Source organism: Shinella zoogloeoides, from assembly GCF_030733845.1.
Classification (GTDB): domain Bacteria; phylum Pseudomonadota; class Alphaproteobacteria; order Rhizobiales; family Rhizobiaceae; genus Shinella; species Shinella zoogloeoides_C.
Window position 1 is genome coordinate 537,466 of sequence record NZ_CP132311.1, and the last position, 22,599, is coordinate 560,064.

General features: G+C 65.9%; 21 protein-coding genes. 8 read left to right on the top strand and 13 right to left on the bottom strand.

Going from position 1 to position 22,599, the window contains the following annotated elements; all coding sequences use genetic code 11:
• Positions 1-4 precede the first annotated feature (4 nt).
• The gene (locus Q9316_RS03550) at positions 5-1,390 is read left to right on the top strand and encodes an aminotransferase class I/II-fold pyridoxal phosphate-dependent enzyme (RefSeq protein ID WP_371877949.1); all 1,386 of its coding nucleotides are present in this window, start codon (positions 5-7) and stop codon (positions 1,388-1,390) included.
• 1 nt (position 1,391) lies between these two features.
• Entirely contained in the window at positions 1,392-2,183 is a 792-nt protein-coding gene (locus Q9316_RS03555; RefSeq protein WP_306033872.1) for an SDR family oxidoreductase, read from the top strand.
• On the opposite strand, the gene Q9316_RS03560 is transcribed toward Q9316_RS03555, so the two are convergent.
• From Q9316_RS03560 to prmB, 5 genes are all read right to left on the bottom strand, one after another.
• Positions 2,180-2,863 carry an MOSC domain-containing protein gene (locus Q9316_RS03560; RefSeq protein ID WP_306033873.1) on the bottom strand — a complete coding sequence of 228 codons (684 nt, stop codon included), beginning with the start codon at positions 2,861-2,863 and terminating at the stop codon, positions 2,180-2,182. The two genes, Q9316_RS03555 and Q9316_RS03560, sit on opposite strands and share 4 nt — an antisense overlap.
• On the bottom strand, positions 2,860-3,354 hold the full coding sequence (locus Q9316_RS03565) for a redoxin family protein (RefSeq protein ID WP_306033874.1): 495 nt from the start codon (positions 3,352-3,354) through the stop codon (positions 2,860-2,862). Before Q9316_RS03565 ends, Q9316_RS03560 begins: the two co-directional genes overlap by 4 nt.
• A 130-nt stretch (positions 3,355-3,484) precedes the next feature.
• A complete protein-coding gene (locus tag Q9316_RS03570; RefSeq protein ID WP_306033875.1) occupies positions 3,485-4,201 on the bottom strand; it encodes a hypothetical protein in 717 nt (238 codons plus the stop codon).
• A 34-nt stretch (positions 4,202-4,235) separates the two neighbouring features.
• Positions 4,236-4,811: a MarR family winged helix-turn-helix transcriptional regulator gene (locus Q9316_RS03575; RefSeq protein WP_306033876.1), complete on the bottom strand. Its 576-nt coding sequence runs from the start codon at positions 4,809-4,811 to the stop codon at positions 4,236-4,238.
• A gap of 174 nt (positions 4,812-4,985) precedes the next feature.
• On the bottom strand, positions 4,986-5,903 hold the full coding sequence (gene prmB, locus Q9316_RS03580) for a 50S ribosomal protein L3 N(5)-glutamine methyltransferase (RefSeq protein WP_306033877.1): 918 nt from the start codon (positions 5,901-5,903) through the stop codon (positions 4,986-4,988).
• Between the two features lie 102 nt (positions 5,904-6,005).
• Between prmB and Q9316_RS03585 the strand changes: the two genes are divergently transcribed.
• Positions 6,006-6,809, top strand: a complete 804-nt coding sequence (locus Q9316_RS03585) for a pseudouridine synthase (protein WP_306033878.1) — start codon at positions 6,006-6,008, stop codon at positions 6,807-6,809.
• Positions 6,810-6,896: 87 nt separating this feature from the next.
• On the opposite strand, the gene Q9316_RS03590 is transcribed toward Q9316_RS03585, so the two are convergent.
• The gene (locus tag Q9316_RS03590; RefSeq protein ID WP_306033879.1) at positions 6,897-7,259 is read right to left on the bottom strand and encodes a DUF982 domain-containing protein; all 363 of its coding nucleotides are present in this window, start codon (positions 7,257-7,259) and stop codon (positions 6,897-6,899) included.
• A 173-nt stretch (positions 7,260-7,432) separates the two neighbouring features.
• Here Q9316_RS03590 and Q9316_RS03595 point away from each other — a divergent pair, with 173 nt between their 5' ends.
• Both Q9316_RS03595 and Q9316_RS03600 read left to right on the top strand, forming a co-directional pair.
• Complete coding sequence (locus Q9316_RS03595) at positions 7,433-8,710, top strand: efflux RND transporter periplasmic adaptor subunit (RefSeq protein WP_306033880.1); 1,278 nt, start codon at positions 7,433-7,435, stop codon at positions 8,708-8,710.
• A gap of 10 nt (positions 8,711-8,720) precedes the next feature.
• On the top strand, positions 8,721-10,664 hold the full coding sequence (locus Q9316_RS03600; RefSeq protein ID WP_306033881.1) for a MacB family efflux pump subunit: 1,944 nt from the start codon (positions 8,721-8,723) through the stop codon (positions 10,662-10,664).
• Here the strand turns inward: Q9316_RS03600 and Q9316_RS03605 are convergent.
• The 7 genes from Q9316_RS03605 to Q9316_RS03635 all read right to left on the bottom strand — a co-directional run bounded on the left by Q9316_RS03605 (position 10,651) and on the right by Q9316_RS03635 (position 17,903).
• A complete protein-coding gene (locus Q9316_RS03605) occupies positions 10,651-12,024 on the bottom strand; it encodes an FGGY-family carbohydrate kinase (RefSeq protein ID WP_306033882.1) in 1,374 nt (457 codons plus the stop codon). The genes Q9316_RS03600 and Q9316_RS03605 overlap by 14 nt on opposite strands.
• Complete coding sequence (rhaM, locus tag Q9316_RS03610; RefSeq protein WP_306033883.1) at positions 12,021-12,335, bottom strand: L-rhamnose mutarotase; 315 nt, start codon at positions 12,333-12,335, stop codon at positions 12,021-12,023. Before rhaM ends, Q9316_RS03605 begins: the two co-directional genes overlap by 4 nt.
• Positions 12,335-13,345, bottom strand: a complete 1,011-nt coding sequence (locus Q9316_RS03615) for an ABC transporter permease (RefSeq protein ID WP_306033884.1) — start codon at positions 13,343-13,345, stop codon at positions 12,335-12,337. The genes rhaM and Q9316_RS03615 overlap by 1 nt, the downstream gene beginning before the upstream one ends.
• Positions 13,342-14,331, bottom strand: a complete 990-nt coding sequence (locus tag Q9316_RS03620) for an ABC transporter permease (RefSeq protein WP_306035197.1) — start codon at positions 14,329-14,331, stop codon at positions 13,342-13,344. The genes Q9316_RS03615 and Q9316_RS03620 overlap by 4 nt, the downstream gene beginning before the upstream one ends.
• 12 nt (positions 14,332-14,343) lie before the next feature.
• Complete coding sequence (locus Q9316_RS03625) at positions 14,344-15,882, bottom strand: sugar ABC transporter ATP-binding protein (RefSeq protein ID WP_306033885.1); 1,539 nt, start codon at positions 15,880-15,882, stop codon at positions 14,344-14,346.
• Between the two features lie 157 nt (positions 15,883-16,039).
• Positions 16,040-17,035 (bottom strand): rhamnose ABC transporter substrate-binding protein, encoded by a 996-nt coding sequence (gene rhaS / locus Q9316_RS03630; RefSeq protein ID WP_306033886.1) that lies wholly within the window; start codon positions 17,033-17,035, stop codon positions 16,040-16,042.
• Between the two features lie 55 nt (positions 17,036-17,090).
• On the bottom strand, positions 17,091-17,903 hold the full coding sequence (locus tag Q9316_RS03635; protein ID WP_306033887.1) for a DeoR/GlpR family DNA-binding transcription regulator: 813 nt from the start codon (positions 17,901-17,903) through the stop codon (positions 17,091-17,093).
• A gap of 204 nt (positions 17,904-18,107) precedes the next feature.
• Between Q9316_RS03635 and Q9316_RS03640 the strand changes: the two genes are divergently transcribed.
• The 3 genes from Q9316_RS03640 (at position 18,108) to bcsN (ending at position 22,561) form a co-directional block, all read left to right on the top strand.
• Positions 18,108-20,204 carry a bifunctional rhamnulose-1-phosphate aldolase/short-chain dehydrogenase gene (locus Q9316_RS03640; protein ID WP_306033888.1) on the top strand — a complete coding sequence of 699 codons (2,097 nt, stop codon included), beginning with the start codon at positions 18,108-18,110 and terminating at the stop codon, positions 20,202-20,204.
• A gap of 21 nt (positions 20,205-20,225) precedes the next feature.
• Positions 20,226-21,518 (top strand): L-rhamnose catabolism isomerase, encoded by a 1,293-nt coding sequence (gene rhaI / locus Q9316_RS03645; RefSeq protein ID WP_306033889.1) that lies wholly within the window; start codon positions 20,226-20,228, stop codon positions 21,516-21,518.
• An 83-nt stretch (positions 21,519-21,601) separates the two neighbouring features.
• Positions 21,602-22,561, top strand: coding sequence for a cellulose biosynthesis protein BcsN (gene bcsN, locus Q9316_RS03650; RefSeq protein ID WP_306033890.1), 960 nt, complete (start codon positions 21,602-21,604; stop codon positions 22,559-22,561).
• Positions 22,562-22,599: the final 38 nt, after the last annotated feature.

The window sequence follows — 22,599 nt, forward strand, 5'->3', positions numbered from 1 at the left end:
AAGCATGGACGATACGTCCGCAAGCCGCATGGCGCGGGAGCGCAAGGCCGCGCTCCTGCAGAAGATGCGCGGCGTCTCCGCCATGGATGCCCGCCCGACCGCCGCCACGGCCCCGGCGGAGCGGCCGGTGCCGCGGTTCGAGGACCTGCCCGAATATCGCCAGATCCGAATGCAGGAACTGGCAGGCGAGCTGACGCAGATTGGCAATCCCTTCTACCGGATGCATGATGTCGGCGCCGGCGCGCAGACCGAGATCGACGGCCGCCGCGTCGCGAACTTCGCCTCCTACGACTATCTCGGCGCCAACCAGCATCCCGCCGTGCATGCGCGGGTCCGCGAGGCCATCGATCGCTACGGGATTTCGGCCTCCGCGAGCCGGCTCGTCGCCGGCGAGCGCCCGGCCCACCGCGAGCTGGAGGAAAGCCTTGCCGCCTGCTACGGCGTGGAGGCGGCGGTCGTCTTCGTCAGCGGCTACCTGACGAATGTGACGGTGCTCGGCACATTGCTCGGCCCGGAAGATCTCGTCATCCACGACGAGTTCATCCACAACAGCGCGCTGGCCGGCATCAAGCTTTCCGGCGCCGCCCGGCGCTTCTTCCGCCACAACGATACGGCCCATCTCGAAGAGCTGCTCGTCGATTTCACCGGCAAGTTCCGCCGCATCCTGGTGGTCGTCGAAGGCATCTACTCCATGGATGGCGACGTCGCCGACCTGCCGCGCCTCGTGGACCTGCGCGCCCGCTACGGTTTCTGGCTGATGGTCGACGAGGCCCATGCGCTCGGCGTCCTCGGCGCCGGCGGCCACGGCACCCATGAACATTTCGGCGTCGACCCGACTAAGGTCGATATCTGGATGGGCACCCTGTCGAAGACGACGTCGAGCTGCGGCGGCTATGTCGCGGGCAGCGCGGCGCTGGCGACGGTGCTCAAGGGCTCGGCCGGCGGCTTCATCTACAGCGTCGGCCTGCCGCCGGCGCTGGCGGCGGGCGCCGTCGCGAGCCTCGAATTGCTGGCCGCCGAGCCGGACCGCGTTGCGCGCCTCCGGCGCAACGGGCATCTCTTCCTCGATCTGGCGCGCGAGGCCGGCCTCGATACCGGCCTCAGCGAGGGCCATTCGGTCGTCCCGGTCCTCGTCGGGGATTCGCTACGCGCCGTTCGCCTGTCGAATGACCTGCTTGCCGCGGGGATCAACGTGCTGCCGATCATCCACCCGGCCGTCCCCGAAGGGCAGGCGCGGCTGCGCTTCTTCATCACCAGCGAACACACGCAAGAGCAGATCCGCGAAACCGTGGAGAAGACCGCCGAGCTGCTCGGCGCGCTCGTGCGGGACAATTTCGGCCTCAATTCCATCGACCGCAGCCAGATCGCGCGTCTCATGACGGGTCTCTAGCGTGCGGCACGTGCTCGTGACGGGCGGGTCGAGCGGCATCGGTCTTGCCGTCGCCGGCCTGCTTGTCGAGCGCGGCGACCGTGTTTCGCTGATCGCGCGGGACGAGGAACGGCTCGCGGAAGCCGTCCTGTTTCTGTCCCAAGGCGACGAGGCCCGCGCCGGGCGGATTTTCACCATTTCAGCCGATGTCGGTGATGGGGAGGTGACCGCCCGCGCCGTCGCGCATGCGACCGCCCGCTTCGGTCCGGCGGACGCGCTCGTGGCATCCGCCGGCATCGTCGAGCCGGGCCGTTTCCTGGAGCAGGACGCGGCTGCCTTCGACCGTCAGATAGCCATCAACCTGACGGGCGTCGCCAACAGCGCGCGCGCGGTGCTGCCGGATATGCGCGCGAAGGGCAGGGGGCGGGTGCTGATCGTCTCGTCGGGCGCCGGGCTGATCGGTATTCCCGGCTACAGCGCCTATTGCGCCTCGAAATTCGCCCTGCGCGGCCTTGCCGCCGCCTTGCGGGCGGAGATGGCGCCGGCCGGCATTTCCGTCTCCATCTGCTTTCCGCCGGATACGCTGACGCCGCAATTCGAGCGCGAGCTGCCGCTGCGCCCGCCCGAGGCGCAGGCGATGATGGGACGCGTCAAGCCGCGGGAGGCTGCGATCGTGGCGCGGGCGATCGTCGCCGGCATGGACAGGGGACGGCGGGAAATCCATTTCGGCCTCACGCTGCGCCTGCTCGGCTATTTCGGCCCCTTCGCCGCCTCCTATCTCGATCTGCGTAATGCGTGGCCGAGGAGAGATTAGCCCGAAAGACGGCGCGTCCAGTCCTCGACCTTGTTGCTTTCGAGCCGCCGGACGGCATGGTTGCGCCACCCCTCGGCGAGCCGGTCGAGCGCGGCAATGCCCTCGAGTTCCTTCCGGTTGAGCGGATTGACATAGAAGGTGCGCCAGATACGCGTCAGCGTCCATTCCGGCGCATGGCTTTCGATGCGCACGAGGCCGTCGCCTGGCGCGACGGTGCCGGGTTCGAGCACGCGGTAATACCAGCCCGTCCGCCCGGTCGTCTGCACCGCCCGCGCCATGTCCGCCCGGCCGAAACGCTCGTTCAGCCTCCAGCACGGCTGGCGGCCCTGGCTGACTTCCATTATCGCCGTGCCCAGCCTGAAGACGTCGCCGATCGCGACCGTGTCTTCGGTGAGCCCGACCGTCGACAGGTTCTCCCCGAAGGCGCCGGGAGTGGCGAGCAGCGGATGCGGGCCAAGATCGCGCAGCCAGGCGGCGTAGTGGTCGAACGGATAGTGGTGCACGGCCTTTTCCGGCCCGCCGTGCCGCACGGTATCGCCCTGCATGTCGCCGGCAAATCCGGTTTCCGACAGGGCAAGCGGCCCGGCGACGGCGGTTTTTGCGATGCCGCTCGGTGCGCCCCTGGTTCCAAGCGGCGCGACTTCGCCGATGCGCAGGCTGAGCAGGGGCGTTTCCGTCATGCCCCGGTCTCCGGGACTGGCGCGGCGAGCGCCATCGCGATCCGCGCCCCGACGGCGATGTCGTCTTCCACGCCGAAGACGTGGTGCAGGATCGTGCCGTCGCGCCCGATCAGCACGGAGGACGGCGTGCCGCGCAGCCCGAACCGCCGCATCGTCACGGGAATATCCGATCCCTCCTCGGCAAGATCGACCGCGACGGGGGATTTCAGCCGGTATTCGTGCAGGAAGGCCTGCAAGGTGACCGGCGTCATCGCCGCATGGTGCTCGAAGACGGTATGGATGCCGATGACGGCGAGGTCCGTCTCGGCGAAGACCCGCTCGATGCGCTGGACCTGCGGAATGGCCGTGGCGACGCATCCCGGGCACAGGAGCTGGAAGGCGTGCAGGAAGACCGGCCGGCCGCGAAGGCCGGCAAGTGTCAGCGGCTGGGGCGTGTTGAACCACGCGCTTGCCGCAAGTTCCGGTGCGGGCCGTGATTCAGTGGCAGACATGGCGGCCTCTCCTGCTGGCCGTTGCGCTCAAGGCCCCGATGGGGGTAATCCTTGCCATGTTCTTTCCTTTCATTGCCTGGAGGGGAGGAATTGCCGGCCCGGCGATGGCAGTCGCCGGGCCGGCGCAGGTCTATTCGGCCGGCGTCACCTTGCCCGGCAGGCTGAGATCGCCGGACGCGACCTTGAACACGTTGCTGACGCAGAGCAGCGGCGCATGCAGGTTGCCGTTGACCTTGAGGCCCGCGGTCACGCCGTCATAGGAGGCGCCCGCAATGCCGCCGATCAGCGAGAGCGGGATTTCCACGTCCACCGTGTCGCCTTCGAATGTGGTCGGATAGTCCGGGCTGTCGATCAGGAGCGGCACACCCGGCCATGTCTCCGGCACCTTAGGCTTTGCGCCTTCGGGGATGTCGATCACCTTGAGGCCGCCGCCGCAGGCCTTGTCTTCGGCCAGCACCACCCAGTGCGGGTGCCAGACATGCCGGTTCTTTCCGCCGCGGGCGGCATCGTCGAAATCGGGATGGAAGGTGACGGCGAGCGCGACGATGCCCTGCGCCTTCTCGAAGCCGATATCGCCGCTGTCGAGGCTGGTCGGCCAGACATAGGCATAGACGCCGGAGCCCTCGAACTTGCCCGTCGCATCGGGCTTGTCCTTGCCGGCCTCGCCGCGAACGCGGGTGGTGAAGACGGCCGTGTCGCCCTTTGTCGCGATCGTCGTCTCGATGATGTCGAAGGCGGCCTGAACCGCCTCGGAGGGTTCTGCCTTGATGGAATGCGCGGCGGCCGTCGTCAGCCATAGCGCGGCCATTCCGGCGATGAGGGCGCCGGCTGCATGTCTTGCAAACATGGTGGTCTTCCTTTCGTTTGCCTGGAGGGTTGGATTATCCCGGTTGAAAGGCTTTCCGGGTGGCAGCCCGGAAAGCGGGATCGGCTTCTTCGTGGTCGCGGCAGTCGAGGCGCAGGTCCCGCTGGCCGAAGGCCGCGTCGACGAAATGGCAATGATGGGGACGCGCCGCGTCGGCATGCGCGAAGGGCGCGAAGTGGCGACAGGTGACGCACATGCGCTGGACGGGGATGGCGTCGGTCTCCTGCAGGTGCCGGATCATCTTGATCAGCGTGAGCAGCAGGTCTTCCTGTTCCCGGTCGTAGAGGCAGCCGATGGCCCGTTCGGCAAGCCCGTCGCCGGCATTGGCCGTTTGCAGCACCGCGATGCCGTCCGCCGTCGGCACCACGCGCACCGCGCGCCGGTCCGTCTCCCCCGGCCGCTTGGCGAGATACCCCTTGCGTTCGAGAGCGTTGATCGAATCCGTCGCCGTCGGCTGCGAGACGCCGAGATGGGCGGCGACCTCCTTGACGCCGAGGCCGCCCTCCCGGCGTCCCTCCAGAAGGGTCAGGATCGCAAGCTGCGTTGGGTTCAGGCCGGTCGTCTTCGCCCTGTCCCAGTCGTCGACACGCATCGCCGTCGCTAGCCGCGAAAGTCCTTCACGGATGCGGGCGCTGATCGAAAAGGGGTCCTTCGGCGTCTCCATAAGTAAACAATATAGGATTCCTATATTGTTGCAAGCGCCAAGGACGACAAAGCCCCGGCGATGGACCGGGGCTTTCTGCAACACGGATCGATATGCGGCGTATCACGCCACGCCGAGCGCTTCGGCGGAGATCCAGAAGACGGCATCCTGGGATTCGGCCGTTTCCAGCCAGACGAAATCGAGATGGGGAAATTCGTCTTCGAGGATTTCGCGTCCCGAACCGATCTCGCAGATCATCCCGCCGTCGGGATTGAGGTAATCCGCCGCTTCCGCCAGGATCCGGCGGACGAGGTCGAGCCCGTCCTCACCGCCGTCATGCGCCATGGCCGGCTCGGCGCGGAATTCCGGCGGGTAGCCATCAAGCGCCTCGTGGTCGACATAGGGCGGGTTGGTGATGATCAGGTCGTATGTCCTGCCGGCAAGCGGGGCGAAGAGGTCGCCCTGATGAAGGCTGACCTGGCCCGCGACATCGTGCTCGGCGACATTGAGCTTTGCCACCTCCAGGGCGTCGGCGGAGAGATCGACCGCGTCCACCTCGGCATTGGGGAAGAACTTCGCGGCGAGAACGGCAAGGCAGCCGGAGCCGGTGCAGATGTCCACGGCGCTTTCGACGGCCATGGGATCGGGCAGGAAGGAGGAGCCCTGTTCGCCGAGATATTCGCTGAACAGGATTTCCCCGATATGCGAGCGCGGCACGATCACCCGCTCGTCCACATGGAACCGTACGCCCTGGATATAGGCGCGGCCGGTGAGGTAGGACGAGGGCTTGCGGGTGGTCACGCGCGCCTCGATGCGTGTCGCGAGCAAGCGGCGCTCGGCCGGCAGCAGGCGGGCGTCGAGGAAGGGATCGAGCGCGTCGATCGGCAGGTCCAGCGAATCGAGCAGCAGGAACGCGGCATCATCGCCGGCCGTCGTCGTGCCGTGACCGTAGCTGAGGTCGGCCGCGTTGAAGCGGGAGATCGCATAGCGCCAGTAGTCGCGCAGCGTTACGAGTTCGCTTGTAATATCGTCCTGGGTCAACGGCGTCTCACTTCGATGGAGTTTTTGCTGGACGACCCCGGCTTTAGAATGGCAAGGGCCCCAGGGTCAACCAAGGACAATGTGTCAACCAAGGACGGCGTCATGAAGGGCATCCGCAAACCGTTAAAACCGGTAGCCGGCCGCAAGGCGGCTGCACCCGCCGGCGGCAAGCGGGTAACGCTGCCGCGCGCGCTCTCCAAGCTCGGCTTCTGCTCGCGCACGCAGGCGGAGGAGCTGGTGCGCGCCGGCCGCGTCACCGTCGAAGGCCGCGTCGCCACCGATCTCGAAACCTGGGTCGATCTTTCGAGCGCGGCGATTGCGGTGGACGGCAAGCGCATCGCCGCTGAGGCGCGCGTCTACCTGATGCTGAACAAGCCGCGCGGCCTCGTTACCACGCGGCACGATCCGGAAGGCCGCCCGACGGTCTTCGATTGCCTCAAGCATCTCGACCAGACGCATCTCTCGCCGGTCGGCCGCCTCGACAAGGCGAGCGAGGGCCTGCTGCTCTTCACCAACGACACGGAATTCGCGCAGGCGCTGCTCGATCCCGAGACCCATGTCGCCAAGACCTATCACGTCCAGATGGACCGTATCGTTGGCCGCGAGGTGCTCGACGCCATGGTGGCGGGCGTCAGGCACGACGGCGAACTGCTGCGCGCGCGGCGGGTGCGGACGGTTCGCGAGGGCGACCGGAATTCCTGGATAGAGGTCGTGCTGGACGAGGGGAAGAACCGACAGATCCGCCGCATGCTGGAAGCGCTGGACATCGCTTGCCTGCGCCTCATCCGCGTCGCCATCGGCAATCTGCCGCTGGGCGATCTGGAAAAGGGGACGGTTCGCCCGCTTTCGAACGAGGAGGTCGAAGACCTGCGCCGGCTCGTCGCCTCACCCCGCCGCGTCCGCTAGAGCATTTCCAGCCGAAGCGGCGTCGGATAATGCGGAAAAACAAGAGGCTAGAGCATTTCCGGTGAACCCGAGTTCGCCGGAAGTGCTCTAGGCCGGCCACCAGAAACGCCCGTGCGAAATGGGCGGCGTGTCGTGCAGCACGCCTTCAGCCAAGGCCTGTTGCAGGTCGGTCTCGAACAGGTCGGCGCCGGCAGGGGAGCGCGCCGTCACGAGGGGCAGGTTTGCCTCCCGCACGGCCGTCATGAAGCAGAGATAGGCGGCGCAGCCGCTGACCTGTCCTTTCAGCGCTTTCGCGCAGGATTCCACGGCCGTCCGGTAGGATAATGTCCTTTGCGCCGACCAATGGTCGAGCAGGTAGCGGGCGGCGTCCTCGGTCGTCTGGATATGCGTATAGCTATGCGCGATGCCGTCCGTCTCGATGGTGACGATCTTGTCCCAGGATTGCGCCATATCAGCCTCGTCTTCTTCGCTAAATTAGTGCGGCAAAATCCTTGAGCGAGGCTGGCGGCGGCGCAAAACATTACAGAAATATAATGATCCCAAGGGCTTCTCCTGAAGGGCTTCCGGTGTCACATGTCATTCAAAGGGACGCGAGAGGCACGGCCTCGACCTATGGAACGCCGATGAGCAAGACCGCACGACCGAAAACAGAAGAGAAGGCCGCCGACGCGGCGAGCCCGACGAACGTCACCTTCATGCCCGGCGCCGTGCCGCCGGCCCGCCGCAAGCGGCGTTCGCGCGCCTGGCTGTGGCTGCCGGTCATCGCCATCCTTGCCGGCGCCGGTTATTACGGCTGGCGCGCCTACGCCCCGGCCGAGACGACGACGGCCGTCATCACGCAGGCCGTGGCGCGTGGCGATATCGAGAATGCGGTGACGGCGGTCGGCACGCTGGAGGCGGTGAAGTCCGTCGATGCCGGCGCGCAGGTCTCCGGCCAGCTCAAGGTGCTGCATGTCGCCATCGGCGATACGGTGACGAAGGACCAGCTTCTCGCCGAGATCGATCCCGCCACCATCGAGAACCGCATCGAGATCAACCGGGCCGAGCTTGCCAATCTCCAGGCGCAGCTCGTCTCCAAGAGGGCGCAGCTCACCTTCAAGGAGGCGAACATCGCCCGCCAGCGCAACCTGGTCGCCGGCAGCGCCGCCGCCCAGCAGGCGCTCGACCAGGCGGTCGCCGATCTTGCCGCGGCGGAGGCGGACGTCAACGCCACCGAGGCGCAGATCCGCAAGCAGCAGGCGACGCTGGCCGGCGACGAGGTCGACCTCGGCTATACCAAGATCTACGCGCCGATGGCCGGCACCATCGTCGCCAGCCCTGTGAAGGAAGGCCAGACGCTGAACGCCGCCCAGACGGCGCCGACCATCGTCACCATCGCCGACCTCTCCACCATGACCGTGCGCGCCGAGGTCTCCGAGGCCGATGTCGGCCGCCTCAAGGCGGGCATGGAGGCCTATTTCACGCTGCTCGGCCAGCCCGGCAAGCGCTTCAACGGCAAGCTCCGGCAGATCGAGCCGACGCCGACCGTCGAGAACAATGTCGTGCTCTACAATGCGCTGTTCGACGTGCCGAACTCGGAGGGCGAGCTGATGACGTCGATGAGCGCGCAGGTCTTCTTCGTGCAGGCCGCGGCGCGCGACGTGCTCGTCGTGCCGGCCGGCGCGATCTCGATGACGCGCCCCGAAGGCGGCGGCAAGCCGACGGCGGAAGTGACTGTCGTCACGGCCTCCGGTGCGCGCGAGGCGCGGCCGGTCGAGACCGGCATCCGCAACCGCGTCAGCGTCGAGGTGAAGAGCGGCCTTGCCGAGGGCGATCAGGTCGTCGTCACCGCAGGCGGCGGCAATTCGTCCGGCGGGGACCGGAATTCGCGGCGCGGCATGCGTATGCCGCCGATGTTCTGAGGGCGCGGCCATGACGGCGCTCATCTCGCTTAGGGACGTCACCAAGACCTTCTACAACGGCGACTTCGCCGTGGAGGTGCTGCACGGCATCTCGCTCGATATCGAGGCGGGGGAATTCGTCGCGATCATCGGCCAGTCCGGCTCCGGCAAGTCGACGCTGATGAACATCCTCGGCTGTCTCGACCAGCCGACATCGGGCGACTACCTGATCGACGGCGAGCCCGTCGCCGGTTTCGAGAGCGACGACCTTGCCGCGCTGCGCCGCCGCACCTTCGGCTTCGTCTTCCAGAGCTACAACCTCATCCCGACCGCAAGCGCCCGCGAGAATGTCGAGGTGCCGGCGATCTATGCCGGCCTTCCGGCACGCGACCGGCAGGAACGGGCGGAAGCGCTGCTCGGCTCGCTGAAGCTCGGCGACCGGCTCGATCACCGCCCGAACCAGCTCTCGGGCGGCCAGCAGCAGCGCGTCTCCATCGCCCGCGCGCTGATGAACGGCGGCCGCGTCATCCTCGCCGACGAGCCGACGGGCGCACTCGACAGCCAGAGCGGCGAGGAGGTGATGGCGCTCCTGCGCCGGATGCACGAGGACGGCCATACGATCATCCTCATCACCCATTCGCGTGAGGTGGCGGAAGCCGCCGACCGGCTGATCGAAATCCGTGACGGGCGCATCATCGCCGACCGCGCCCGCAAGGCCCGCCCGTCCGCCGAGGCGGCGGCCGGCCTGCAAAGGGCGGTGAAGGAAGGCTCGGCCGCCATCGCCGATATTTCCGAAGCGATCAAGATGGCTTTCCGGGCGCTCCACGCCAATCTCTTCCGCACCGTCCTGACGCTGCTCGGCATCGTCATCGGCGTCGGTTCCGTGGTGGCGATGCTGGCGATCGGCACGGGCGCGCAGAATTCCGTGCTCGACCGAATTTCCGCGATGGGTTCGGACCTCCTGCTGGTGCGGCCAAGCATGGCGAGTTTCCGCGGTGGCAGCGGCAGTTTTCCCGTAACCCTTGTTCCCTCGGATGCCGACGCCATCCTCGAATTGCCGAACGTCGCCTTCGCCGTGCCGGAAATGACGAGTTCCGTGACCGTGCGCTACGGCAATATCGATTACCAGACGACGGCCAACGGCACGGTGCCGGCCTTCCCGCGCGCGAAATCCTGGGCGGTCGGCTCGGGCGAGTTCATCAATGCCGACGACATGGACACGTATGCGCCGGTGACCGTGCTCGGCCAGACGGTGGCCAAGACGCTGTTTCCCGATGGCGGCAATCCGCTCGGCCAATATGTGCTGGTCAACAAGATCCCCTTCCAGGTGATTGGCGTGATGGCCGAGATGGGTGCGAGCGCCGGCGGCAACGACCAGGACGACGTGATGCTGGTGCCGCTCTCGACCGGCAGCATGCGGCTGTTCGGCCAGCGCAACGTGCGCACCATCACCGTCCAGGTCGAGGATGCCTCCGCCATCGACCTGACGCAGGACGCCATCCAGTCGCTACTCAATAAGCGGCACAAGGCGGAGGACACGCAGATCACCAACATGTCCTCGGTGCGCGAGGCGTTCACCGAGACGTCGAACACCATGAAGCTCTTCCTCGGCTCCGTCGCCGCCATCTCGCTTCTGGTCGGCGGCATCGGGGTGATGAACATCATGCTGGTGAGCGTGCGCGAGCGCACGCGCGAGATCGGCGTGCGCATGGCGACCGGCGCGCGGCGGCGGGATATCCTGCTGCAGTTCCTGATCGAGGCGCTCGTCGTCTCGGCGATCGGCGGCGCCATCGGCGTGGTGCTGGGGCTTTCCATCGGCGGGCTCGCCAAGGTCTTCGGCATGCCGGTCAGCTTCACGGTCGGCCCCGTGGCGCTCGCCTTCGCCTGCTCGTTCCTGACGGGCCTCGTCTTCGGCTACCTGCCGGCGCGCAACGCCTCCCACCTGCAGCCGGCCGTGGCGCTCAGCGCGGATTGACGGCCTGAAGCCAGGCCGCGCGATAGGCGCCCAGCCCGGCGATGACGCGTGGCGCGACCTCAGTTTCCGGTGCCGAAACCGGCTTGATGCCGGTGAGCAGCGAGGCGCCCTGGCTGGTGCCCGTCGAACCGGGAACGGCGATGACGGGGCGCGCCGTCAGCGCGGCCAGGAGAGTGAGATAGAGGCCGTTCGTCGCGAAAGGGCCCTCGACGATCGTCGGTCCCCTGGCGCCGATCAGGCCGAGGCAGGCCTCGTTCATCAGCGCGAGATAGAGGCGGGCCGCGGCCTGGCGCTCGGCGGCGCTTGCGCCCTCGGCATTCACCCATCGCCGTTCATGGCCGGGGAAGGGGCCGGAGCCCGGCGCGACATTCGGCGTGAGCATGCACGCCTTTTCGATCACCACCGGCAGGGCGGCGCGCACGTCCTCCTCCGCGACGTCGCCGATTTCCGCCGACAGGATCTCGAATTCCCGCCCGCCCATGAAGCGGGAGGAGGGCACGGCGCGGCCATAGGCATCGACATTAGCGAGCGTGTCGCGCCGCGGGTCGAGATGGTCGAGATCGCCGCCGACGGCGAAGTTGATCACCCATGTGCCGGTCGAGACGACGGAGAAGGGCGCAGCGCGGGCCACCAGATGCGGCAGCAGCGAGGCGTTGGAATCGTGGATGCCGCAATAGACCGGGACCGAGACGCCGATCACCTCGGCGACCGCCGGCAGCGCCGGGCCGAGCGCATCGAACGCCGGGCGGATCGGCGCCATCAGCGGGCGGATGCCGAGTGTATCCACCAGCGAGGAATAGCCGCCTTCCTGCGGGTTCCACAGGTCGGTGTGGCAGCCGAGCGAGGTCACCTCGTTGGCGGCGATGCCGGTCAGGCGCGCCGCCCAGTATTGCGGATAGGTGACGATGGCCGCCACCCCGGCGAACGCTTCCGGAAAGGCGGTCTTCTGGTAATGCAGTTGCGCGCCGACATTGAGCCCCATCGACAGGCGCGGCGAATGCGTCTCGCCGAAGGGCGGACGGAGCGCGTCGTAGGCGTCACGAATATCCTGCGGATAGTCGTACTCATAGTCGAGCACCGGCAGGGCAAGCCCGCCATCGGCATCGAGCAGCGCGGCCGAGGCGCCGTGCGTGGTGATCGAGATGGCGTCGAAGCCCGGCTTACCGGCGAAACGCCTGAGGGCGTCGAGCGTGAAGGCCCAGAGCGCTTCCACGTCGTAATGCGGGTAGGGGCCATCCTTTCGGACCGCATTGGCCATCCGCGCGACGGCGATCTCGCCGCCCGTCGCGGCGTCGAGCACGACGACCTTGGCATTGGTCTTGCCGATATCGAGGACGGCGATGCGGGAATAAGCGGTCATGGCATGTGGAAGACAGGAACGAGGTCGCTCTGGACGGGGGAATTGTCCGGGTTGGTCTCCATGATATCGGCCATGTGTGCCCACCAGCGCTTCATCACCGGATGTTCGGGCAAAGCCGCCATGGCGTGGTCCTTCGGCCGGGTCAGGACGCCGAAGAGGATGTTGGTCTCCGGGTCGAGATAGATGGCATAGTCGGATGCGCCCGCCTCATGCAGCAGGTCGACCAGCTCGGGCCAGATCTCGTCGTGGCGCTTCCTGTATTCCGCCTCCATGCCGGAATGGAGCTTCATCTTGAAGGCGTGCCGTTCCATCAGGCTCTCCTTGCATGTTTTATCCGGCGCGCAACGATCGGCAGGGCGATGGTGACGATCAGCAGCAGGCCGATGAAGATGGACATGACGATGCCCGGCACGTTGAGCAGGCCGAGGCCGAAGGTGACGAGACCCATGACGAAGGCGGCGATGACGACGCCGGCAATGGTTCCCGCCCCGCCGAGGATCGAGACGCCGCCGAGCACGACCATGGTCACCACCTCCAGCTCCCAGCCCTGCGCGATCGAGGGGCGGGTGGAGCCGAGGCGCGAGGTGAGGCAGACGGCGGCGATGCCGCTCATCAGGCCGGTCAGCAGGAACAGGATGAACTTCACCCTATCGACCGGAATACCGGAAAAGCGGGCGGCCATCGCATTGTTGCCAATGACATAGACCTGGCGGCCGAAATTCGTCCTGTGCAGCAGCACGCCGAAGAGGACGGCCGAGACGAGGAACAGCACGAATTCGAAGGAGAACACCCAGACGACGTAGCCCTGCCCGAAATAGGCGAAGTCGGCGGGATATTTGCCATAGGCCTGGTCGCCGAGCACGATATAGGAGATGCCGCGGAAGAGGCTCATCGTGCCGATGGTGACGACGATGGAGGGCAGTTTGAGGCCGGCGACGAGCAGGCCGTTGAACGCGCCGCAGGCAAGGCCGGTGCCGATGCCGATGGCGACGAGCCCCGGCGTGCCCACGCCCATCTGCACCGCCGCGCCCATGGCGGTGGAGGCGAGCGCGATGATCGCGGCGACGGAAAGGTCGATCTCCCCGGCGATGATCAGGAGCGCCATGGCGAAGGCGATCAGCGCCTTCTCGGTGAAGTTGAACGTCGCGTCCGAGAGGTTCCAGGCGTCGAGGAAATAGGGCGAGGCGAGCGAATTGGCGATGAAGATGACGACCGCCACGCAGAACAGCAGCACCTCCCAGCTTGCGAGCAGCCGCTTCAGCGGCGTGCCGAGCCGGTCGGGAATCTGGCGGCGGGTTTCGCTTGATGTCACGGTGCTCATGCCGGCGTCTCCTTGGCGGCGCGGTCGCGCAGGATGATGCGGCCCTTCTTCTTCTCGGCCCGCGCGTTGAAGACGACGGCGAGGATGATGACGACGCCCGAGATGGCCATCTGCGCGAAGGGCGAAATGCCGATGACGGGCAGGGCGTTCTTGATGACGCCGAGGAAGAGCGCGCCGAGCACGGTGCCGATGACCGTGCCGATGCCGCCGGCAATCGAAATGCCGCCGATGACGCAGGCCGCGACGCTGTCGAGTTCGAAGCCGGCGGCGATGTCGACATAGGCGACCGCATAGCGTGACACCCAGAGATAGCCCGACAGGCCGGCAAGCGCGCCCGACAGCACGAAGGCGAGGAAGCGCGCGCGGCCGACATCGATTCCGGCATAGACGGCCGCCGTCGGGTTGCCGCCCGAGGCATAGGTCGAGCGGCCGAAGGGCGTGCGCGTCAGCACGAACCACATCATCAGCACGATGGCGATGGCGACCCAGGAGAGGATCGGCAGGCCGAGCACCGGCAGGCGCGGCAGGTTGAGGAAGTCGGGCGTCATCTGGTGGGCGTTCACCCAGCTGCCGCCGGACAGCACGAAGGCCATGCCGCGATAGATGGTGAGCGTGCCGAGCGTCACGACGATGGGCGGGATCTGTAGCAGCCAGACGAGGAAGCCGTTGATCGCGCCGAGCGCCGCGCCGATACCGATGGCAAGCACGATGAGCAGCGCCAAGGGCAGGCCGGGATAGGCCGCATCCAGCATGGCGATCGCCATGCCGGTGAAGGCGAGGTTGGCGGCAACCGAAAGGTCGATGGATTTCGTCAGGATCACCGTCATCTGGCCAAGCGCCAGGATGATCAGGATCGACGTGTCGTTGAAGATGTTGGCGAGGTTGCCGGGGGCGGCGAAGCCGGCCGCGCGCGTGGCAAAGCCTGCGATCATCGCGGCGATGATCAGCGCCAGCAGGAGTTCGCGGTTCTTGAAGAGACGCTGCATCATCATCCGCCCCTACGCATTGCCGGTCGCCGCGCGCACCAGCGTTTCCGCCGTCAGTCCCGCGCGATCATGAATGCCGGCCATCAGGCCCTCGCGCATCACCATGACGCGGTCCGACATGCCGAGAATTTCCGGCAGCTCGGAAGAGATCATGATGATCGAGAGGCCTTCGCCGGCCAGTTCCGAGATGAAGGCATGCACGGCCGCCTTGGAGCCGATGTCGATGCCCTTGGTCGGCTCGTCGAGGATGATGACCTTGGGCTTCGTGGCGAGCCACTTGCCGATCACCACCTTCTGCTGGTTGCCGCCCGAAAGCGTGCCGACCGGCACGGAGAGCGCGGCGGCGCGAAGATCCAGCCGCTCGGCATATTTGCGCGCCAGCGCGAATTCGTTGATGGCCTTGAGGAAGCCGCGCGCCGAGGTGCGGGCGAGCGAGGGCAGCGACATATTCTGGTAGATCGGCATTTCCAGCGCCAGGCCATGGCGGCCCCGCTCTTCCGGCACATAGACGATGCCGGCGGCAATGGCGTCTGCGGAGGAGCGGATCGATATTTCGCGACCGTCGAGGAAGGTCTTGCCCGAGGCGGGAACCGTCATGCCGAATAGCGACTGGCAAAGTTCCGACCGGCCCGCGCCGATGAGGCCGTAGACGCCGAGGATTTCGCCGCGCCGGAGATCGAAGGAAATGTCGCGGAATTCGGTGTCGTGACAGTAGCCCTCGACCTTGAAGACGGTCTCGCCGATCGCAACGGCGACCTTGGGGAAGACGTCGTGCACGTCGCGGCCGACCATCAGCCGCACGATTTCCTCCTGCGGTGTCTGCATGAGCCTGCCGCCGCCGACCATGCGGCCGTCGCGGAAGACGGCGTAGTTCTCGGCGATCTCGTAGAGCTCGTCGAACTTGTGGCTGATGAAGAGGATGGCTTTGCCCTGCCGCTTGAGGTTTTCGACGATGCGGAAGAGGTCGTCGATCTCCTTGCGCGACAGCGCTGCCGTCGGCTCGTCCATGATGACGATGCGCGCCTCTACCGAAAGCGCGCGGGCGATCGCCACCAGATGCCGCTGGGCGATGGAGAGGTCCTTCAGCTTGATCGTCGGATCGATATTGCTTTCGAGCTGGTGCATCAGCGCGCTGGCGCGCTCGTTGATGGTCTTCCAGTCGATGAGGCCGAAGCGCGTGCGCGGCGCATGGCCGAGAAAGATGTTCTCGCCGACCGTCAGTTCGTCGAACAGCACGGTCTCCTGATGGATCGCCGTCACGCCGGCGTCGATGGCGGCCTGGGCGTTGGCGAAGGTCACCGGCTGCCCGTCCATGACGATCTCGCCCTCGTTCGGGCGGTAGATGCCGGTCAGGATCTTCACCAGCGTCGATTTGCCGGCGCCGTTCTCGCCGATCAGCGCCGTCACCTGGCCGGGATAGAGCGCGATATCGACGCCGTCGAGCGCCTTCACACCCGGAAAGATCTGCGAGATGCCGCGCATCTCCAGAATGGGCGCCTGTGCGGCGTCCGGCATCGGGACGGTATGGTGCTTTTGTGTTGCGGCAGGCATGGTTGCTTTCACCTTGAGGCCCCTCCCCAACCCCTCCCCACAAGGGGGAGGGGCTTACCCCGCCGCGATGCTACAGCTTGCGGCGGGCGGGGCGTTGCTCCGGATTTTCTCCCCCCTTGTGGGGGAGATGGCCGGCAGGCCAGAGGGGGTTTGCCGATCAGAAGATCTTCGCGAATTCTTCGACGTTCGAGGCATTGTAGACGAACGGGTCGGCCATGGCGGCTTCGCCGTTGTCGCCGATCTTGATCGAGCCCATGCGGCCGGCCTGGATTTCCGAGCCCGGCGCGCCGTCCGTGTCGCCCTTGACGAGGTGATAGGCGATCTGGGTGGCGGAATAGCCGAGGTCGATCGGGTTCCAGATGGCGAATTCCTTGGTCGCGCCCGACTTGATCGCGCCGGCCATTTCCGACGGCAGGCCGAGGCCCGTCACGTAGACTTCGCCGATCTTGCCGGCATCCTTGACGGCCTGCGAGGCGGCGAGAACGCCGACCGTCGTCGGCGCGACGATGACCTTGACGTTCGGCTGCGAGGTGAGAAGGCCGTTGGCCTCGCGGTAGGACTTGTCCGCAAGGTCGTCGCCATAGACGGTGGTGACGAGGTTGAGGCCCGGGAAGTCGCTGATCTGCTTCTTCATTTCCTCGATCCAGGTGTTCTGGTTGGTCGAGGTCGTTGTTGCCGACAGGATCGCGAAGTCACCCTTGCCATCAGGCAGGTGGTTCTTGGCAAGCTGCAGGCACATCTTGCCGATCAACTCGTTGGACGACGGGTTGAGATGCAGGATGCGGCCTTCCGGCGCCACGCCGGAATCCCAGGAGATGACCTTGATGCCGCGCTGCTGGGCCTTCTTCAGCGCCGGAACGACGGCGTCCGGGTCGTTGGCGGAGATCGCAATGGCGTCGACGCCCTGCGCGATCAGCGAGTTGATGACCTCGATCTGGCCTTCGGCGGTCGTCGTCGTCGGGCCGGTATAGATGATCTCGACGCCGCCGAGCTCCTTGGCGGCTTCCTGCGCGCCCTTGTTGGCGGCCTCGAAGAAGCCGTTGCCGAGCGACTTGACGACGAGGGCGATCTTCATGTCGGCGGCGCTGGCCGGGGACATCATGGCGACGAGCGCCAGCGCGGCGCCGGCGAGCAGTTTCGTGGACAATTTCATGGTCTTCCTCCCAGTGTTGAAAACAACGTCACTCCTCCCGGCCGCCCTCTTTTTGTTAGGCTGCCGAGGTGGAATCCTCCTTCTCGGTCGAAGCCATGGGCTTGACCGCAATGAGCCTTATGCCGGCATGGGCGACCATCGCGGCCGCCTCGTCCGAAATCCTGTCGTCGGTGATGATCGTCGTCACATTCTCCAGCGGGCATAAAATGAGACTGGAGCGCCGCTCGAACTTGCTGGAATCGACCATGACGATCAGCTCTTCCGCCTGCCGCATCAGCTTCTGCTCGCTCTGGATGACCAGCGCGTCCGATTCCATGATGCCGAGCGCGTTGACGCCCTGCGCGCCGATGAACATGCGCCGCGCATAGAAATTGCGGATCGCGTCATTGTCGAAGGGCGAGAGGATGAGGCTCTGGTCGCGGTAGATCGCGCCGCCGGGAACGCTGACCGTGCATTTGGAATGCTTGACGAGATGTTCGGCGATGGCGAAGGAATTGGTCATCACCTGCAGGCGGCGGGCCGACATGAAATGCACCATCTGGAACGTCGTGGTGCCGCCGTTGATGATGATCGAGTCGCCTTCCTCGCACAGCTCTACGGCGCGGCGGGCGATTGCGCGCTTGCGATCGATGTTGATCGATTCGGACACCTTGAAGGGACGCGCCGCCAGATTACCGAGCTGCGGCGGATGCACGGCCTCGGCGCCGCCACGCACACGGCGCAGCTTGCCCTGAACGTGCAGGGCGGCGATGTCGCGGCGGATGGTGGCTTCGGATGCCTCGGTCAGTTCGGCGATATCCTGCACCGTCACGACGGGCTTTTCCTGGATAGCGCTCAAAATGATGCGATGGCGTTCGCGTTCGTGCATGGGGCTCCTCCTAAGTATGATTTATTCGCATTTGTTTTATCCTGTCAATCACAAACGATCAAAAAAGATCATTGTGCGCTGCAACATGATCTTTAATGATCAAAATTGATTGACAGTTCGCCGCGGAATGCGTCATAGCTCCCGATGAAGGAGACGGGAGGCCGTGCTTGGTGTCCCGCGCATTGACAAGCCAGGGAGGATATTATGACGGGTCAGTCCCGCCTTCTCGAAAAACGTTGGGATGATGCCTATGCTGCCGGGCTCGACGAGCCGGGCAAACTGCTCTATCGCTCCAACCTCCTCGGCGCCGACAAGCGCATCACCAATTACGGCGGCGGCAACACGTCGGCCAAGGTGCTGGAAACCGATCCGCTGACGGGCGAAAAGGTCCGCGTCATGTGGGTGAAGGGTTCCGGCGGCGATGTCGGCACGATCAAGCTCGACGGCTTCGCCACGCTCTACATGGACAAGCTCGAGGCCCTGAAGGGCATCTACAGGGGCGTGGAAGACGAGGACCGCATGGTCGGCTTCCTGCCGCATTGCACCTTCAACCTCAATCCGCGCGCCGCCTCGATCGATACGCCCCTGCATGGTTTCGTGCCCTTCGCGCATGTCGATCACATGCACCCCGACGCGATCATCGCCATCGCTGCCGCGAAGAATTCGAAGGAACTGACCGCGCAGATTTTCGGTGCTGACATCGGCTGGCTGCCCTGGCGCCGCCCCGGCTTCCAGCTCGGCCTCGACCTCGAAGCCTTCGTCAAGGCGAACCCGAAGGCCAGGGGCGTCGTGCTCGAAAGCCACGGCCTCTTCACCTGGGCGGACGATGCCAAGGACTGCTATTTGCTGACGCTCGACATCATCAACAAGGCGATCGACTGGTTCGCCCGCGAGACGGACGGCAGGACGATCTTCGGCGGCGCCGTCGCGACGAGCCTCGGTAAGGCCGAACGCCGTGCGGTCGCCGCGAAACTGATGCCGGAAATCCGTGGCCGTATCGGCAAGGGCGAGCGCAAGCTCGGTCATTTCGACGACCAGGCCGCCGTGCTCGAATTCGTCAATTCCCGCGAGTTGAAGCCGCTCGGCGCGCTCGGCACGTCCTGCCCGGACCATTTCCTGCGCACCAAGATCCGCCCGCTGATCGTCGATTTCGATCCGGCAAAGCCCGATGTGGACGGCGTGATCGCCGGCCTCGACAAGGCGCTGGAAGACTACCGCGCCGACTACACCCGCTATTACGAGACCTGCAAGCACGGCAATTCGCCGGCCATGCGCGACCCCAACCCGGTCATCTTCCTCGTTCCCGGCGTCGGCATGCTTTCCTTCGCCAAGGACAAGGCGACCGCGCGCATTGCCGGCGAGTTCTACGTCAACGCCATCAACGTGATGCGCGGCGCTTCCACCGTTTCCGAATATCAGGGGCTGCCGGAACAGGAGGCCTTCGATATCGAATACTGGCTGCTGGAAGAGGCAAAGCTCCAGCGCATGCCTAAGCCGAAGAGCCTTGCCGGCCGCGTCGCGCTCGTTACCGGCGGGGCCGGCGGCATCGGCCGGGCGACGGCCGAGCGGCTGGCGGGCGAGGGCGCCTGCGTCGTGCTTGCGGACATCGACGCGGGCGCGCTGGAAAATGTCGGTGCGGACTTCGCGAAGAAATACGGCAGCGATGCGGTGCGAACGGTCAAGCTCAATGTGACCGACGAAGCCGGCGTGATTTCCTCTTTCGCGGAGGCCTGCGTCGAATTCGGCGGCATCGACATCCTCGTCTCCAATGCCGGCATCGCTTCCTCCGCGCCCGTCGAGAGCACGGAACTGTCGATGTGGAACAAGAACATCGACATTCTCGCGACCGGCTATTTCCTCGTCTCGCGTGAGGCCTTCCGGCTGTTCCGCCGCCAGAATCTCGGCGGCAACGTGGTCTTCGTCGCGTCGAAGAACGGCCTTGCCTCCTCGCCGAACGCCTCGGCCTATTGCACGGCCAAGGCTGCCGAGATCCACCTTGCGCGCTGCCTTGCGCTGGAAGGCGCCGAAGCGGGCATCCGCGTCAACACGGTCAATCCGGACGCGGTGCTGCGCGGCTCCAAGATCTGGGATGGCGAGTGGCGCGAACAGCGTGCCGCCTCGTCGAAGATCGAGGTGGACGACCTGGAGGAGCATTACCGCAAGCGCTCGATGCTGAAGCTGAACGTCTTCCCGGAGGACATTGCCGAGGCGATCTACTTCCTGGCATCCGATCTTTCGGCAAAATCGACCGGCAACATCATCAACGTCGATGCCGGCAACGCGCAGAGTTTTCCGCGCTGATCTGCGCAGAGGGAGGGTGGAATGGCAGAGTTCAAGATCGCGCAGGACGTCATCGCGCAGGAAAACGACAAGCGGGCGAGGGCGCTTGAGGAAGATTTCGACGCGCTCGGCGCCAGCCTTGCCCGCCGCGGCATCGACATCGAGGCCGTCACGCGCAAGGTCGAGCAATTCTTCGTCGCCGTTCCCTCCTGGGGCGTCGGTACCGGCGGCACGCGCTTCGCCCGCTTCCCCGGCACCGGCGAGCCGCGCGGCATCTTCGACAAGCTGGATGACTGCTCGGTCATCCACCAGTTGACCCGCGCGACACCGACCGTCTCGCTGCATATTCCCTGGGACAAGACGGACGTTAAGGACCTGAAGGCGAAGGGTGATACGCTCGGCCTCGGCTTCGACGCGATGAACTCCAACACCTTCTCCGACGCGCCCGGCCAGGCGCATTCCTACAAATACGGCTCGCTCAGCCACACGGATGCGGCAACCCGCGCCCAGGCGGTCGAGCACAATCTGGAATGCATCGAGATCGGCAAGGCCATCGGTTCCAAGGCGCTGACGGTCTGGGTCGGCGATGGCTCGAATTTCCCAGGCCAGAGCAATTTCACCAAGGCCTTCGAGCGCTATCTCGCGTCGATGGCGGAAATCTACAAGGCGCTGCCGGACGACTGGAAGCTGTTCTCCGAGCACAAGATGTACGAGCCGGCGTTCTATTCGACGGTCGTGCAGGACTGGGGCACCAACTACCTGATCGCCCAGACGCTCGGCCCCAAGGCGCAGTGCCTCGTCGATCTCGGCCATCACGCGCCGAACACCAATATCGAGATGATCGTCGCGCGGCTCATCCAGTTCGGCAAGCTCGGCGGCTTCCACTTCAACGATTCGAAATACGGCGACGACGATCTCGATGCCGGCGCGATCGAGCCCTATCGGCTGTTCCTCGTCTTCAACGAACTGGTGGAGGCGGAGGGCCGCGGCGGCGAAGGGTTCCACCCGGCCCACATGATCGACCAGTCGCACAACGTCACGGACCCGATCGAAAGCCTGATCAACAGCGCGAACGAAATCCGCCGCGCCTATGCGCAGGCGCTGCTTGTCGACCGCACGGCGCTTGCCGGCTACCAGGAGGATAACGATGCGCTGATGGCGACGGAAACCCTCAAGCGCGCCTATCGCGCCGACGTGGAGCCGATCCTCGCCGAGGCCCGCCGCCGTTCGGGCGGCGCGATCGATCCGGTCGCGGCCTACCGTGCCAGCGGCTACCGCCGCAAGGTCGCCGCGGAGCGCCCGGCCTCCGCCGCCGGCGGTGGCGGCATCATCTGATCCTTTAGCGCCCCCTCAAATTGTAGGGGGCGTTGCCATTTCTTGGGATTCCTATTTCCGCCGTGGCGAAATATGACTTTCCCATGTGTGATTCGGCGGCGATTCGTTTTCTGCGCCGTAGCGGCAAGATGCTTCGCGGGGCATCGCTGCTGACGGCAATCACGGCGACGGCTCTTGCCGGCTGCGCGGCACGCCCGGGAACGGGCATCGCCACGCTGTCGACGACCGTTCCGGCCGCAAGCGCGCTCGTGCTGCCGGCGCCGGGCACGCTCTCCATCGTCGGCGTGATCCAGCGGCAATATACCAACGCCATCGAGCAGCAGATCGCGCTCTCCACCTCGGCGGCGACGTCGGGCCAGAATTTCCTGAGCATCCAGGCTTTCGGGCCCGCCGAGACGGTCGCCATGCCGGCCGGCGCGCTCGCCTTCAAGCCGGTCCGCCATTCGGCGATCCGCGCGGAGATCGCCACCTATTTCGCCGGCCGCTCGCTGCCGATCTCCGCGAATTTCGTGCGCAACGGCTATGGCCCGTTCGGCTACGCCTATGGGCGCGGCGCGGGCAATGACGGCTGCCTCTACGGCTGGCAGCAGATCCGCTCCGACGAAGCCGACCGCAACAAGCTGAACAGCCTCGGCATGATCCAGGTCCGCCTGCGCGTCTGCCAGGCCGGCGCCTCGGAGAAGGAGCTGGTCGAGATGATGTATGGCTACACGATCGTCGGCGGCTTTTCCGGGCAGACGTGGAACCCCTACGGCACGCCGGCATCCGTCGACAGCCAGGTAGGCGGCGGCGAGCCGCTGCGCGTGCCGTTCGAGGAGCGCAGGGTGGAGCCGGCGGTCCGCGTCGAGAGCGAGAACAGCATTCCCGTCACGCGCCGGATTCCGGAAAGGAAGCCGGTCCGCAAGGTCGAGGCCGTCGATACGGAGAACGCCGTCGTCGTGCCCTCGCCGACGGGCGGGGCGACGGCGACGGACGACGCGGCCGTCGTGGTCCCGTCGCCGGTCTGCGTCACCGGAGCTTCCGGTTCTGCGAAGTGCGATTGAAGTCGTGGCCTGCCTCATTTTTCGTTAACTGTATGGCG

Coding starts and splice junctions, on each gene's coding strand:
- Q9316_RS03550 (WP_371877949.1), top strand. CDS start 5: ATGGACGATACGTCCGCAAGCCGCATGGCGCGGGAGCGCAAGGCCGCG.
- Q9316_RS03560 (WP_306033873.1), bottom strand. CDS start 2,863: ATGACGGAAACGCCCCTGCTCAGCCTGCGCATCGGCGAAGTCGCGCCG.
- Q9316_RS03565 (WP_306033874.1), bottom strand. CDS start 3,354: ATGTCTGCCACTGAATCACGGCCCGCACCGGAACTTGCGGCAAGCGCG.
- Q9316_RS03570 (WP_306033875.1), bottom strand. CDS start 4,201: ATGTTTGCAAGACATGCAGCCGGCGCCCTCATCGCCGGAATGGCCGCG.
- Q9316_RS03575 (WP_306033876.1), bottom strand. CDS start 4,811: ATGCGTGTCGACGACTGGGACAGGGCGAAGACGACCGGCCTGAACCCA.
- Q9316_RS03585 (WP_306033878.1), top strand. CDS start 6,006: ATGAAGGGCATCCGCAAACCGTTAAAACCGGTAGCCGGCCGCAAGGCG.
- Q9316_RS03590 (WP_306033879.1), bottom strand. CDS start 7,259: ATGGCGCAATCCTGGGACAAGATCGTCACCATCGAGACGGACGGCATC.
- Q9316_RS03595 (WP_306033880.1), top strand. CDS start 7,433: ATGAGCAAGACCGCACGACCGAAAACAGAAGAGAAGGCCGCCGACGCG.
- Q9316_RS03600 (WP_306033881.1), top strand. CDS start 8,721: ATGACGGCGCTCATCTCGCTTAGGGACGTCACCAAGACCTTCTACAAC.
- Q9316_RS03605 (WP_306033882.1), bottom strand. CDS start 12,024: ATGACCGCTTATTCCCGCATCGCCGTCCTCGATATCGGCAAGACCAAT.
- rhaM (WP_306033883.1), bottom strand. CDS start 12,335: ATGGAACGGCACGCCTTCAAGATGAAGCTCCATTCCGGCATGGAGGCG.
- Q9316_RS03615 (WP_306033884.1), bottom strand. CDS start 13,345: ATGAGCACCGTGACATCAAGCGAAACCCGCCGCCAGATTCCCGACCGG.
- Q9316_RS03620 (WP_306035197.1), bottom strand. CDS start 14,331: ATGCAGCGTCTCTTCAAGAACCGCGAACTCCTGCTGGCGCTGATCATC.
- Q9316_RS03625 (WP_306033885.1), bottom strand. CDS start 15,882: ATGCCTGCCGCAACACAAAAGCACCATACCGTCCCGATGCCGGACGCC.
- rhaS (WP_306033886.1), bottom strand. CDS start 17,035: ATGAAATTGTCCACGAAACTGCTCGCCGGCGCCGCGCTGGCGCTCGTC.
- Q9316_RS03635 (WP_306033887.1), bottom strand. CDS start 17,903: ATGCACGAACGCGAACGCCATCGCATCATTTTGAGCGCTATCCAGGAA.
- Q9316_RS03640 (WP_306033888.1), top strand. CDS start 18,108: ATGACGGGTCAGTCCCGCCTTCTCGAAAAACGTTGGGATGATGCCTAT.
- rhaI (WP_306033889.1), top strand. CDS start 20,226: ATGGCAGAGTTCAAGATCGCGCAGGACGTCATCGCGCAGGAAAACGAC.
- bcsN (WP_306033890.1), top strand. CDS start 21,602: ATGTGTGATTCGGCGGCGATTCGTTTTCTGCGCCGTAGCGGCAAGATG.